The sequence below is a fragment of the Streptomyces sp. NPDC042201 genome, assembly GCF_055582185.1.
Genome location: NZ_JBVJDS010000017.1, coordinates 113291 through 124889 on the forward strand (window position 1 = coordinate 113291; position 11599 = coordinate 124889).

Consider the following 11599-nt stretch of genomic DNA (forward strand, 5'->3'; position numbering starts at 1 on the left):
GCTCCTGCGGGATGAGCGGGGCTGCAGGCGGCCGTATGTACCAGGACCGCCCCGTCGAATGCAGGCTATGTCTTTGTGAACGCGTGCACAAAGATTGTGTCCGTTTTGTCCGCGCAAAGTGACCGGGGTCACGCGTCCGGATCTCATGACTCCGGAACCAGCGACCCGATCAGCCCGTTGCACACACGAAGGGGGCAAAACGGAACACACTCCTCACGAATACGCCCCCGAGACCGCTCCCCGCGGACCCTCCGGGACCGGTCCCCGGACCTGCGGCGGCGGCCGTTCGCGCACCGCGTCGCGATCCGGACGGCGCCCCTCGGAGAGACCCGGCGAAGCGCCCACGATGGTAACCGCCTTTCCGGTCAGAACCCCAGTTCACGACGGAGCCGATCCGCGTCCACCCGCCAGAAGGTGTGCTGCTCGCCGTCGACCAGCACCACCGGAATCTGCTCCCAGTACGCGCGGTGCAGCGCTTCGTCCTGAGTGATGTCCTTTTCCTCCCAGGACGCACCGGTCTCCGCGCACACCGCCTCGACCACCGTGCGGGCGTCGTCACAGAGATGACACCCCGGCTTCGAGACGAGCGTCACCATCCGCTCGCCGGCCTTCTTCTTCGTCGTACGCCGCAACAAAGGACTCATGGATCCCATTCTCCGCCCGGACGGCTCCCGGAGCGGCCGGTCGTCCACAGGCGCACCGTGATCGAGGGATGAAGGGATTAACAGACCGGTCGCGGAGAGTTCACCCCGCGGCTCCCCGGCCCGTAAGGAAGTACCGAACGGACTGGCTATGCTCACGATATGGCCGCACTGGGATGGCTCACCCCCCGCAAGCGCTCCGCTACCGCCCGGAGCGTGCTCGCGGGCGAGGCCGCAGCCGAGGCAGGACTGAAGTCCACGCAGGAGTCGCAGCAGACCGCTGCCGCCGCGGGCAAAGCCGCCGAGGTGCCCGACTTCCCCGTCTTCGGGGACGTCCGCGCCGCCGCCTTCTTCGATCTCGACAACACCGTGATGCAGGGCGCCGCGATCTTCCACTTCGGCCGCGGCCTGTACAAGCGGAAGTTCTTCCAGCGCCGCGAGCTCGCCCGGTTCGCCTGGCAGCAGACCTGGTTCCGGCTGGCCGGGGTCGAGGACCCCGAGCACATGCAGGACGCCCGCGACAGCGCCCTGTCCATCGTCAAGGGCCACCGCGTCTCCGAGCTGATGTCCATCGGCGAGGAGATCTACGACGAGTACATGGCCGACCGCATCTGGCCGGGCACCCGCGCCCTCGCCCAGGCCCACCTGGACGCCGGCCAGCAGGTCTGGCTGGTCACCGCCGCGCCCGTCGAGACCGCGACGATCATCGCCCGCCGGCTCGGCCTGACCGGCGCTCTCGGCACCGTCGCCGAGTCCGTCGACGGCGTCTACACCGGCAAGCTCGTCGGCGAGCCGCTGCACGGCCCCGCGAAGGCCGAGGCCGTCCGGGCCCTGGCCGCGGCCGAGGACTTCGACCTGGACCGCTGCGCGGCGTACAGCGACTCGCACAACGACATCCCGATGCTCTCGCTGGTCGGACATCCGTACGCCATCAATCCGGACGCCAAGCTCCGCAAGCACGCGCGCCGGCTGGACTGGCGGCTGCGCGACTACCGGACCGGCCGCAAGGCGGCCAAGGTCGGCATCCCGGCGGCGGCCGGAGTGGGCGCCATCGCGGGTGGCACGGCGGCCGCGGTCGCCCTGCACCGCCGCCGCCGATAGGCGCGTCGCACGACCCCGTAGCACCGCCCGATCACGGCCCCCCGCGGCACAGCCCGCGCGGGGCCGTACGCGTTCCCGCTCCCCGTCACTCAGGCACAACCCATCACGTGAGCAAGCAGATCTTGACGGGATCCGATCAATAAGCGGTCACGATGTGCTGCTTGATGTGCCCCCAAGGCGTCACAGAAGCGACCTAATCGATGATTTGAGCAACTGGGTGTAGCACTGCCTGTACGAAGCGTTATTCTCCTCAGACGCATACCGGACCCCACACGTCGCCACGACGAGTGAACGGTCCCGCACTGCACGTGATGGAAGCTCTGCCTCTGGGAGTCCCGTGTACCCACACGTCGGGGTTGACGCCTCGGGCCTGGCTACGCTGCGCGCAACGGTCCTCGACCGCTTGCGCGGCTTCGTCCCCACCGCGTACGCCATCCCTGCCTTCGCCGCACCGGCCCCTGCCGTGAGCGGCCCTATCGGACCTTGTTATGCCCTGGCGACAGGCGGTGCGGCGGTCGGCAGACGGGGAAGCCGAAGCAGCAGCGCCGCCTCGACCACCGCTCGCCGGCCCACCGCCGACAGCGACAGCGCCCGCATGATGGAACTCGTCGAGCGTGCCCAGGCCGGTGAGGCCGAGGCCTTCGGCCGGCTGTACGACCAGTACAGCGACACCGTCTACCGCTACATCTACTACCGCGTGGGCGGAAAGGCGACCGCGGAGGACCTCACCAGCGAGACGTTCCTGCGCGCCCTGCGCCGGATCTCCACCTTCACCTGGCAAGGGCGCGACTTCGGCGCCTGGCTGGTCACCATCGCCCGAAATCTGGTCGCGGACCACTTCAAGTCGAGCCGTTTCCGCCTGGAAGTGACCACAGGCGAAATGCTCGACGCCAACGAGGTCGAGCGCAGCCCGGAGGACTCCGTCCTGGAGTCCCTTTCGAACGCGGCACTGCTGGAAGCCGTACGGAAGCTCAATCCCCAGCAGCAGGAGTGCGTCACACTGCGCTTCCTGCAGGGCCTCTCGGTCGCGGAGACGGCCCGGGTCATGAGCAAGAACGAAGGAGCGATCAAGACCTTGCAGTACCGAGCCGTACGCACGCTGGCCCGGCTGCTCCCGGAAGACGCCCGCTGACCACGACCGTCTCCCCCTGCTGCCGCCCGCCTCCGCCCCCCATTCCGCCCGCCCCCACCCCGGACTCAACTCACAGTCGGTGACGCCTCGATGACGCACTGGTCCGATCATCTTTCGCGCGTAACCCAAGTGCCGCGACGCTCGTTGTGCGTGATGCAGGCTCCCTGCGGTCACGCCATGCCCGCAGCCACTCACTCAATCGTGTGGATGCGCTCAAGGCGTGCAACCTTCCGGACCCCCAGGGGAGTCGATCGTCATGACGAGAGGAGGTGCCGCCAGTGATCGCGAACGTTTCGGCACACCGGCGGGCGAACGCCTTCGCCCAGGCCCTGGAAGACCAGACGGTCCGGGGCGCGGCGGCCGAACAGCCCGCCGATTCGGCCGGACAACCGGCCGAACAGGGGCGGCTGTTGACCCTGGCGAGTGGTCTCGGTGAGCTACCGAAACCCACGCTGGACCCCGAGGTCAAAGTGGTGCAACGAGCACAGCTCGTGGCAGCCATGGAGGCCATGCTGCTGGAGGGCACAGCGTCCGGAGGTGCGTCCTCGGGCCTTACGGTGCCCGAGCAGCGGACGTCCGGCCGGGGAGCCCACCGGGCATCCCGGCTCCGGAAATTCCGCCCCAGATCCCGCTGGTCCAAAGGTCTCGCGGCCGGCGGGCTCACGGTCGGGGTGGCTGCCGGCGCATTCGGCGGAGTGGCGGCTGCCAGTTCCGACGCGCTGCCGGGTGATTCGCTGTACGGGCTGAAGCGTGGCATGGAGGACATCAAGCTCGACCTGGCGGACGACGAGTCCGACCGCGGCGAGCTGTACCTCGACCACGCCTCGACCCGCCTCGGCGAAGCCCGCCGGCTGATGGAGCGCGACCGTTCCGGGCAGCTCGACCATGAATCCATGGCCGAGATCCGGCGCACTCTGGGCGGAATGAAACACGACGCCACCGAAGGCCACCGTCTGCTCCACCAGGCATACGAACGGGACGGCTCGCTGGGCCCGATCGCCACGCTGTCGTCGTTCTCCGCTTCGCACCGCCAGGCGTGGAACGGGCTCCGCGAGCGGCTGCCCGTCCAGCTGACGGACGTCGGCGACGAGGTCAGCTCGGTGTTCGACGCCATAGACGAAGAGGTCGCTCCGCTGCAGTCGCTGCTGCCGCGTGCCCCGGAGACCCGGCGGGATCCCCGCCACCCCGGCTCGACCCAGGACTCCGACGGAACCGGCCATCCGGGCGGTCCCTCCTCCTCACCGAGCGGGAGCGCCGGCGGATCGCACAGCGGCGACCATCCGCACCCGTCGGGCCAGGACTCGGACGGCTCGTTCCAGGACGGTCTGCTCGGCGGGAACAGCGGCGGACTGCTCGACCCGCCGCGCAACAGCGCCACACCCTCGCCGTCCGAGCACAGGGACGGCTCCGACCGCCCGGGTCCTGACGTCACGATCCCGCCGCTGCTGCCGGATCTGCTGCCGGGCCTCGGCATCGACGCCGACGACGCGAACTAGCAGGCTGCTAGGCACGCCTGTACGCGCGTGAGGCGCGGCGCTCCCCGAGGGGAGTACCGCGCCTCACGTATGCCGGAAACCGCATGCCTGAAGCCCGTGGCCTCAGAAGAACACGGACCGCCGGTCCACCAGCAGCTTGTACAACGTGTGCTGGATCTGCTCCCGCACCTGATCCGTCAGATTGAACATCAGCATCGGGTCCTCCGCCGCCTCCGGCGGATAGCCGTCCGTCGGAATCGGCTCACCGAACTGGATCGTCCACTTCGTCGGCAGCGGCAGCGCCCCCAACGGCCCCAGCCAGGGGAACGTCGGCGTGATCGGGAAGTACGGAATGCCCAGCAGCCGCGCCAGCGTCCGCGCGTTGCCGATCATCGGGTAGATCTCCTCCGCCCCCACGATCGAGCACGGCACGATCGGCACCCCGGCCCGCAGAGCCGTCGAGACGAACCCGCCCCGCCCGAAGCGCTGAAGCTTGTAGCGGTCGCCGAACGGCTTGCCGATGCCCTTGAAGCCCTCCGGCATCACCCCGACGACCTCACCGCGCTGCAACAGCCGTTCCGCGTCCTCCGCGCACGCCAGGGTGTGCCCGGCCTTCCGTGCCAGCTCGTTGACCACGGGCAGATGGAAGACCAGATCGGCGGCCAGCAGCCGCAGATGCCGGTCCGCCGGGTGATTGTCGTGGACGGCGACCTGCATCATCAGCCCGTCCAGCGGCAGCGTGCCGGAGTGATTGGCCACCACGAGCGCCCCGCCGTCCGACGGGATGTTCTCGATGCCCTTCACCTCGACCCGGAAGTACTTCTCGTAGAGCGGCCGGATCAGCGACATCAGGACCTGGTCGGTGAGTTCCTTGTCGTACCCGAACTCGTCGACCTCGTACTCACCGGTGACCCGCCGGCGCAGGAACGCGAGCCCGCCCGCGAGCCGCCGCTCCCAGCCGCTCACGCCGCCGCCCTGCTCATGGACCGCCTCGCCGTCCTCGGCGGCGGCCTCCGCCCCGGCACCCGGCTCCCGCTCCTCGGCGGCCGGCTCCTCGGCCAGGTGGTCCATCGCCCGGCCCTCCGCCGACAGGCTCTCCGCCGGCCCCGGCGGTACGGAATCCGCTACGGAATCCGGCACAGAATCCGGTACGGGCGTCAGCGAACCCTGCTTGCGCCCCTGCCCGGGAGGCTGCGCCGGGCCCTGCGCCCGCCCGTGGGCACGCTTCGCGGCACCGTCCTTGGCCTGCTTGGGCCGGCCGGCGGCGGAACCACGCCTCGACCTCGGTTCATCACCGAAGGGGATGACCTTGGCATCGGCCATGTCAGATGCGCTCCTTGCTGACGAAGGTGGACAGCCGTTCGACCGTACGGGCCACAGCCTCGGGCGGCAGCAGCCCGGTGCCCCGGCCGCGCGCGAAGTCCGCGAAGGCCTCCGCGGTCGTGTACGTGGGCACGAATCCCAGTGTCTCGCGCATCTGGTCCGTACTGACGACCCGGCCGTGGGTGAGCAGCCTGATCTGCTCCGGCGAGAAGTCCGACATCCCGACCGTCCGCAGCGCCGACCCGACCCAGGTCACGGCCGGCAGCGGGACAGGCACCGTGGGCCGCCCCAGCCGCCGTGAGCACTGCGAGAGCAGCAGCACACCGTCACCGGCGATATTGAAGGTCCCGCTGTTGAGCGTCCCGCGCCGCGGCTCGTCCGAGGCGATCAGCAGCACATCGATGACATCGTCCTCATGCACGAACTGCAGCCGCGGGTCATAGCCGAAAACCGTCGGCAGAACGGGCAGCGAAAGATATTCGGCGAGTGGGGAATCCGCCCCGTGCCCCAGGATGTTCGCGAAGCGCAGCACGCAGACCGCCACATCCGGCCTGCGGCGCGCGAAGCCGCGTACGTACCCCTCGACCTCCACCGCGTCCTTGGCGTAACCACCGCTCGGCAGCGACTTGGGTGGCGTCGTCTCGGTGAAGACCGCCGGATCGCGGGGCGCGGAGCCGTACACGCTCGTGGTGGACTTGACCACCAGCCGCTTGACCGTCGGCGACTTCTGGCACGCGCCGAGCAGCTGCATCGTGCCGATGACGTTGGTCTCCTTGACCGAGGCACGGTTGCCGGCACCCAGCGGAGTACCCGTCACATCCATATGGACGACGGTGTCGACGCCGTGCTCGGCCAGGACTCTCGCTATGGCGGGCTGGCGGATGTCGGCCTGGACGAATTCGGCGCCGCCCAGATGGTGCCCGGGAGGGACCGCGTCCACGGCGATCACCCGGTCCACCTCGGAGTCGCGTTGCACGCGCCGTACGAAACGTCCTCCGAGCTGCCGGGCCGCTCCGGTCACGAGCACGACCTTGCCCACGATCAGCGCCTTCCCTAGATCCGGTGGGTCTCACCCACGGGTTCCACCCGCGGGTCTGCCCACGCGTCACCGTAGCGGGTCGGTATTGCACCGCGATGACCACGCGACGCGCTTGACCGCTCTTTGGCCGAACTCGTGATCCGGACAAACACCGCGGCCCCTCCACCGTGTCGGTGGAGGGGCCGCGAATGCACGAACAGCTGCCGCTTACTTCTTGTTGCGACGCTGAACGCGGGTGCGCTTGAGCAGCTTGCGGTGCTTCTTCTTGGCCATCCGCTTGCGCCGCTTCTTGATAACAGAGCCCACGACTACCCTCGCTCACTTCTCTTCACTCGGTGCGGGGCGTCTGGGCCCACACGACCTACGTCGGCCTAGCCTACCCGTCGCCGAGTGAGGGACGTAATCCGGAGGCAACCCCTAGGCCGACTCCACCCCCACAAAGGACTCGCGGAGATACTCGTGAACCGCTTGCTCCGGAACCCGGAAGGACCTGCCCACCCGGATCGCCGGCAGATGACCACTGTGCACCAAGCGGTACACGGTCATCTTCGACACTCGCATCACCGAGGCGACTTCCGCCACGGTAAGGAACTTGACCTCATTGAGAGGCCTCTCGCTGCCAGCAGCCATGACCCACCTGTACCTTCCGCACACGACGGCCACCGGCTTCCCCTCCGGTAACTCTTCGTCGCTGTGCGCTCACACCCCAGACTAGGGGCGGGTGATACGAGTGGGGAAGAGGAGTAGCCTACGGCGGCCTACTGTGACAGACACGCTTGATTGAGTACATAGCGAGTAATCGGCCAGTAGTAATCGGACCGCACGGCGTCATCAAGCGGAACGGCCACGGAGACTCGCCCCTCGGCTTCCCCCACGAACAGCGCGGGATCGTCCGTATCGGCCAGGCCGATCGCCTCAATGCCGAGCTGACCTGCCCCGCAGACCCAGCCGTGGTCCCCCACGACCAGCTCGGGCAGCGGCCCGCCGGCCTCCACGACACCGTCCAGCGCGACCCGAACCGGCAGCGGCGAATGGGTGTGCGCCCCGGTCTCACGCCGGGTACTCCGCTCCCCGGGCTCCCGTACGAGCGCGACTCCCCGTACGTAGTCGAGATGGTACGTACGTACCCCGAACCGGGTCGTTATGTCGATACATCGCCCCTGCGCCGGGGTGAGGACGAGACAGCCCGCCGCCGACAAAGCGTCTGCCAGCGCCGCGTAGAACCCGAGCAGCCGATGCGGATGCCCCGTACCGAACAGCACCGTGGCCCCGCGCCCCGCGGCCTCGCCCAGCCGGTCGGCGAAAGCGTCCAGCGCGCACAGCGTCCGCTCCGGATCGATCACATCAGGGCCCGTCACATGACCGGGATCCCCGGAAACCCCGCACTTGTCGGCCATGAGCCTGAGCAAGTCCTGCTCACCCCATGCCCATTCCGGATCGAGTCCGAGCGTCACGCGGGGATCGCGCGCGGCGAAAAGACGATAGCTGCGCAGACTCTCCTCCCGCGACGTGGCCACGGGACCGGCCAGCCTGGCCGCCAGCAGATGCGCCCGCAGGGCTCCGGTGCTCAACATCCTGCTGATGCTGCCGCCTCCGCCACCGGTCCGGGCCGGAACCCGGGATACACCGCACAGTTGGCGTAACGGACGACGGGTGCGGCGAGCTCGTCACGGGGGGCAGGATCTAGGCCAGCAGCCCCCGCAGCGGGAACGCAGCTCTGCGTGTCGCCAGGATCGCCTGGTCCAACCGGTCCGCCGGATCGTAACCGGCCTCCCACGGCTGCCAGCCCGGCGTCCGCCCGTCCGTCATGCGCCCCGGCCCCAACTGCCGCGTCCGCGCGTACACCTCGTCCCGCCAGGACGCCGGCACCGCGGACTCGGGGTCGACCGGCGCGTGCGCCGCGATCCCCACCAGATGGGTCCAGGACCGCGGCACCACATCCACCACCGCGTAACCGCCCCCGCCGAGCGCGACCCACCGCCCGCCGTCGACGTACTCGTGCGCCAGATCGTGACAGGACGCCTGCACCGCGCGCTGCGCGTCGAGCGACACCGCGAGATGCGCCAGCGGATCCTCGAAATGCGTATCCGCGCCGTGCTGCGTCACCAGCGCCTGCGGCCGGAAGTCCGCCAGCAGCTCGGGCACCACCGCGTGGAACGCGCGCAGCCAGCCCTCGTCGCCCGTACCGGCCGGCAGCGCCACATTCACCGCGCTGCCCTCACCCGCACCGGCGCCCGTCTCCTCCGGCCAGCCGGTCTGCGGGAACAGCGTCCGCGGATGCTCGTGCAGCGAGACCGTCAGCACCCGCGGATCCTCCCAGAACGCGGCCTGGACGCCGTCCCCGTGATGCACATCCACGTCGATGTACGCGACGCGCTCCGCCCCCAGCTCCAGCAGCCGCGCGACCGCCAGGGCCGCGTCGTTGTAGACGCAGAACCCGGAGGCGGACCCCGGCATCGCGTGGTGCAGTCCGCCCGCGAAGTTGACGGCATGCGCGGCCTCGCCGCGCCACACCGCCTCGGCCGCGCCCACCGACTGCCCGGCGATCAGCGCCGACGCCTCATGCATCCCCGCGAAGGCCGGATCGTCCATCGTGCCGAGGCCGTACGACCCGTCGGCGGAGCGGGGGTCCAGCGAGACCCGCCGTACCGCGTCCACATAGTCCTGGTGGTGGACGAGCCGCAGCGTCGAATCCCCGGCGGGCGGCGCGGCCACCACATCGACCGCTCTGTCGAGTCCGTACGCCCGCACCAACCCCATGGTCAGCGCCAGCCGTACCGGGTCCATCGGATGCTCGGGCCCGAAGTTGTATCCCGTTACTGCGTCATCCCACATCAACCGTGCGCGGCCGCTCATGCGTGCCACCGTATCGGTCCTGCTCCGCCCCGAACGAGCGGGCGTACACCAGTGTCACCAGGACCATCGCCATCGGTACGAGCATCGCGCCCCGATAGCTCCACACCTCCCCGACCACCCCCACCAACGGCGATCCCACAAGAAAGCCCACGTAGTTGCAGACATTGAGCCGGGCCACCGCCGCGTCACCGGCGGCCCGCCCGTGACGCTCGAAAGCGCGCCGTCCGGCCGCCGCGAACGTCTGCGGCACGATCACACACAACCCGAGCCCAAGCAGCGTGAACCCCAGGATCCCCGTCCAGGCCCCCGGAGCCACCGCGACCACCGCGAACCCCAGGCCGGCCAGCACAGCCCCGCCCCGCACCACGGCCACGGGCCCGAACCGGCGTACGGCCAGATCCCCGACGGCCCGCCCCAACAGCGTGGTGACCATATAGGCGTTGTACGGAACGGTCGCCAACTCCTCAGAGCTACCAAGCACATCCTGAAGGTACTTGGCGCTCCAGTTCGACACGGTTGAGTCACCGACGTAAGAGAAGGCCATGACGAGGAAGAAAGGCAGCAGAAGCGAGAACGACACAGGTGCCCGCCCCTTGCCACCAGAACCGCCGATGCCACCAGAACCGCCGTCGTCATCACCATCCGCGGCGTCCACGTACCAACGGCTCCCGATCAACGCGGCGGGCAGCAGCAGCACCACCACCGGCAGATACGACACGAACAGCGACAGATCCCAGTGCGCACCCGCCCACGCCAGCGACGCCCCGACGATCCCGCCAAGGCTGACCGAAGCGTGAAAGCCGAGCATGATGCTCCGCCCGTACGCCCGTTGAAGGCTCACGCCGAGCATGTTCATCGACGCTTCCAGCGCACCCACGGCAAGCCCGAGCACTCCCAACGCGACGGCTACCTGCCACAGCTCGTCACCGGATCCGACCCCGAGAAGCGCCAGCAGGACGACGGGCTGAGCCCAGCGCACCACCGTGCTCGGCCGGACCCGTTTGATCAGCCTCTCGGAGGCGACACTGCCGACACCCGCGAGGATCGGCACGGCGGCGAGGAAGGCGGGGAGGAGCCCGTCGGATATCCCGTACTGGTCCTGGATGGCCGGAATACGCGTCACGAGCAGCGCGAAGGTCAACCCCTGGACGAGGAAGCTCCACGCGAGAGAGACCCGACCGTGCCGCAACTGTGCATCTGTCATGGCGGACAGAGTAGGACGCTCCGCTACCCGTGGGTAGACTGATCAGGCAACAGATCGGCCAAGCAGTCCCGGCAGCTCGGCCATCCTGGCGAAGTACCCGTTGGCACCGGTCAGTTTCCCGGCGGACGTCATCGCCGTGAACGCGTACACATCCATGCCCGCGGCCCTGGCGGCCGCGACCCCGAGGGGACTGTCCTCCACCACGGCACAGCGCTCGGGAGCCACCCCCATCCGTTCGGCGGCATGGAGGAAGAGATCCGGCGCCGGCTTACCGCGCCCCACGTCCTGCGCGCTGAAGATGATGCTGTCGTCGAACCACCGGTCCAGCCCGGTCTTGCGATGCCCGACCCGGATGCGCTCATGGCTCCCGGACGAGGCGACGCAGTACGGCACTCCCTCGGCGGCCAGCTTCCCCAGCAGCTCGACAACCCCGTCGACCGGCTCCAACTCCCGCTCGAAGGCGGCGAAGACACGCGCGTGCAGTGTGTCGTCGAAGTCCGCGGGGAGGAGACGGCCGGTGCGCTCCTTCACCAGATCGTGGACGCGATGCACGGCGGCGCCCATGTAGTCGCGCAGGGAATCCTCGTAGGAGGTGGGATGACCCAGCTCGGTGAGATAGCCGGCCAAGATGGTGTTGGAGAGAGGCTCGCTGTCGACGAGCACACCGTCATTGTCGAAGATGATCAGTTCGTAGCGCATGCCTCGACCCTAAACGGGTCCGGGGAAATGGGTGGTGAACGCAGAAATGCCCCGCACCATACGGTGCGGGGCATTCCCACAAAGGTTGTTCGGCGGCGTCCTACTCTCCCACAGGGTCCCCCCTGCAGT

At 69.1% G+C, this 11599-nt stretch carries 12 protein-coding genes; 3 read left to right on the forward strand and 9 right to left on the reverse strand.

From position 1 onward, the window contains the following. Positions 1-365: 365 nt before the first annotated feature. Positions 366-644, reverse strand: coding sequence for a glutaredoxin family protein (locus ACZ6MZ_RS31425; protein ID WP_389786073.1), 279 nt, complete (start codon positions 642-644; stop codon positions 366-368). Positions 645-803: 159 nt separating this feature from the next. Between ACZ6MZ_RS31425 and ACZ6MZ_RS31430 the strand changes: the two genes are divergently transcribed. The 3 genes from ACZ6MZ_RS31430 to ACZ6MZ_RS31440 all read left to right on the forward strand — a co-directional run bounded on the left by ACZ6MZ_RS31430 (position 804) and on the right by ACZ6MZ_RS31440 (position 4370). Then, a complete protein-coding gene (locus ACZ6MZ_RS31430; protein ID WP_384193191.1) occupies positions 804-1742 on the forward strand; it encodes an HAD family hydrolase in 939 nt (312 codons plus the stop codon). 337 nt (positions 1743-2079) lie between these two features. Next, the gene (locus ACZ6MZ_RS31435) at positions 2080-2874 is read left to right on the forward strand and encodes an ECF subfamily RNA polymerase sigma factor, BldN family (protein ID WP_389786076.1); all 795 of its coding nucleotides are present in this window, start codon (positions 2080-2082) and stop codon (positions 2872-2874) included. Between the two features lie 278 nt (positions 2875-3152). Continuing rightward, positions 3153-4370, forward strand: a complete 1218-nt coding sequence (locus ACZ6MZ_RS31440; RefSeq protein ID WP_469355842.1) for a DUF5667 domain-containing protein — start codon at positions 3153-3155, stop codon at positions 4368-4370. A gap of 102 nt (positions 4371-4472) precedes the next feature. Here ACZ6MZ_RS31440 and ACZ6MZ_RS31445 read toward each other — a convergent pair whose 3' ends face one another. From ACZ6MZ_RS31445 to ACZ6MZ_RS31480, 8 genes are all read right to left on the reverse strand, one after another. Further along, positions 4473-5672 carry a lysophospholipid acyltransferase family protein gene (locus ACZ6MZ_RS31445; RefSeq protein WP_469355844.1) on the reverse strand — a complete coding sequence of 400 codons (1200 nt, stop codon included), beginning with the start codon at positions 5670-5672 and terminating at the stop codon, positions 4473-4475. 1 nt (position 5673) lies between these two features. Further along, positions 5674-6711 (reverse strand): NAD-dependent epimerase/dehydratase family protein, encoded by a 1038-nt coding sequence (locus ACZ6MZ_RS31450; RefSeq protein WP_384193202.1) that lies wholly within the window; start codon positions 6709-6711, stop codon positions 5674-5676. A gap of 207 nt (positions 6712-6918) precedes the next feature. Further along, the gene (locus ACZ6MZ_RS31455) at positions 6919-7017 is read right to left on the reverse strand and encodes a 30S ribosomal protein bS22 (protein WP_003948845.1); all 99 of its coding nucleotides are present in this window, start codon (positions 7015-7017) and stop codon (positions 6919-6921) included. 111 nt (positions 7018-7128) lie between these two features. Beyond that, entirely contained in the window at positions 7129-7341 is a 213-nt protein-coding gene (locus ACZ6MZ_RS31460) for a helix-turn-helix domain-containing protein (protein ID WP_014046653.1), read from the reverse strand. Between the two features lie 128 nt (positions 7342-7469). Continuing rightward, a complete protein-coding gene (locus tag ACZ6MZ_RS31465) occupies positions 7470-8285 on the reverse strand; it encodes a phosphatase (RefSeq protein WP_469355846.1) in 816 nt (271 codons plus the stop codon). A gap of 109 nt (positions 8286-8394) precedes the next feature. Next, a complete protein-coding gene (locus ACZ6MZ_RS31470) occupies positions 8395-9567 on the reverse strand; it encodes an acetoin utilization protein AcuC (protein ID WP_384334985.1) in 1173 nt (390 codons plus the stop codon). Beyond that, positions 9536-10771, reverse strand: coding sequence for an MFS transporter (locus ACZ6MZ_RS31475; RefSeq protein ID WP_469355849.1), 1236 nt, complete (start codon positions 10769-10771; stop codon positions 9536-9538). The genes ACZ6MZ_RS31470 and ACZ6MZ_RS31475 overlap by 32 nt, the downstream gene beginning before the upstream one ends. 42 nt (positions 10772-10813) lie before the next feature. Next, on the reverse strand, positions 10814-11470 hold the full coding sequence (locus ACZ6MZ_RS31480; RefSeq protein WP_389786088.1) for an HAD family hydrolase: 657 nt from the start codon (positions 11468-11470) through the stop codon (positions 10814-10816). Between the last annotated feature and the right edge of the window lie 129 nt (positions 11471-11599).

Coding starts and splice junctions, on each gene's coding strand:
- ACZ6MZ_RS31425 (WP_389786073.1), bottom strand. CDS start 644: ATGAGTCCTTTGTTGCGGCGTACGACGAAGAAGAAGGCCGGCGAGCGG.
- ACZ6MZ_RS31430 (WP_384193191.1), top strand. CDS start 804: ATGGCCGCACTGGGATGGCTCACCCCCCGCAAGCGCTCCGCTACCGCC.
- ACZ6MZ_RS31445 (WP_469355844.1), bottom strand. CDS start 5,672: ATGGCCGATGCCAAGGTCATCCCCTTCGGTGATGAACCGAGGTCGAGG.
- ACZ6MZ_RS31460 (WP_014046653.1), bottom strand. CDS start 7,341: ATGGCTGCTGGCAGCGAGAGGCCTCTCAATGAGGTCAAGTTCCTTACC.
- ACZ6MZ_RS31465 (WP_469355846.1), bottom strand. CDS start 8,285: ATGTTGAGCACCGGAGCCCTGCGGGCGCATCTGCTGGCGGCCAGGCTG.
- ACZ6MZ_RS31470 (WP_384334985.1), bottom strand. CDS start 9,567: ATGAGCGGCCGCGCACGGTTGATGTGGGATGACGCAGTAACGGGATAC.
- ACZ6MZ_RS31475 (WP_469355849.1), bottom strand. CDS start 10,771: ATGACAGATGCACAGTTGCGGCACGGTCGGGTCTCTCTCGCGTGGAGC.
- ACZ6MZ_RS31480 (WP_389786088.1), bottom strand. CDS start 11,470: ATGCGCTACGAACTGATCATCTTCGACAATGACGGTGTGCTCGTCGAC.